Source organism: Radiobacillus sp. PE A8.2 (assembly GCF_045635475.1).
Taxonomy (GTDB): domain Bacteria; phylum Bacillota; class Bacilli; order Bacillales; family Amphibacillaceae; genus JBJGXI01.
In genome coordinates this window covers 1-1088 of the sequence record NZ_JBJGXI010000107.1, presented here as the reverse complement: position 1 = coordinate 1088, position 1088 = coordinate 1, and the positions used below count along the sequence as shown (strand labels likewise).

Below are 1088 nucleotides of genomic sequence, written 5' to 3'. Positions count from 1 at the left end.
GGGGCTGTTGCACAATCAGGTAACTGATCGTGCAACAGTTTTTTTGTGTACACAAAAAAACAGACCACAAAGGGTCTGCTCTCGTGTATTATTAATTTATGACAAGTAAAAAAATAACACAAACCAAGTATACGCAAACTGCAGCCAATTATCAATTATATTTACCGTTGGATGTAGAAGAAATGATACCTGCGGATGATTCGGTACGGCTCCACTGCCTCTTATGTGAAAGGATGGATTATAGCGAACTATTACAGGCATACTCTTCCAAAGGGAGAAAACCGGCAGTCGATCCAGTCATTCTATTTAAGGTCATCACCTACGCAGCCTCGCAAAAAATCTATTCTTGCCGGGATATAGAAAAAGCATGTCGCCGGGATATCAATTTTCGTTGGCTTCTTCAGGGGTATACAGCTCCTGATCATTCTACCATCAGTCGATTCAAGCAAAAATATCTGACTGATACGGTGATGGAACAGCTCTTCTTCCAACAAGTAGTGTGGCTCTATCAACAAGAAGCAATTACTGGTGAAACAATCTATATAGATGGCACAAAAATCGAAGCGTATGCCAATCGGTATTCTTTCGTATGGAAAAAAGCGATCACAAAACATGAAGCCAAGATGTATGTCAAATGGCAAGCCCTTCTGGAACAGATCAATACGACGTACTGTCAGGTTTTCACAAGTCCTTATGAGACCTTTTTAGAAGATTTGAAAAAGGTTTTCGACTTCCTGGAGAAAGTACAGGAAGAAGAAACAATCATGTTTGTCTATGGAAAAGGGAAAAGAAAATCCGTCCTTCAACGTTATCATGAACAAGTAAAGGAAATGCTTCAACGCAAAGAACAATATGATGCTTCTAATCAGATTATGGGAGAGAAACGAAACAGTTATTCCAAAACGGATCATGATGCCACGTTTATGCGAATGAAAGATGATCATATGCGGAATGGTCAACTCAAACCAGGCTACAATGTCCAAGCTGCCGTGGATGCGGAATTTATCGTTGGGATCAATGCGTTTTCCGATCGAAACGACACAACAACATTGATTCCGATGCTTCAATACTTAAAGGAGCATCTTCCC

The 1088-nt window shown here is 40.3% G+C and carries 1 protein-coding gene; it reads left to right on the top strand.

The window, feature by feature from the left end:
* Window positions 1–98: 98 nt before the first annotated feature.
* Window positions 99–1088: transposase (locus ACI6MV_RS24910; RefSeq protein WP_407272995.1), on the top strand; the 990-nt coding region annotated here is incomplete at its 3' end.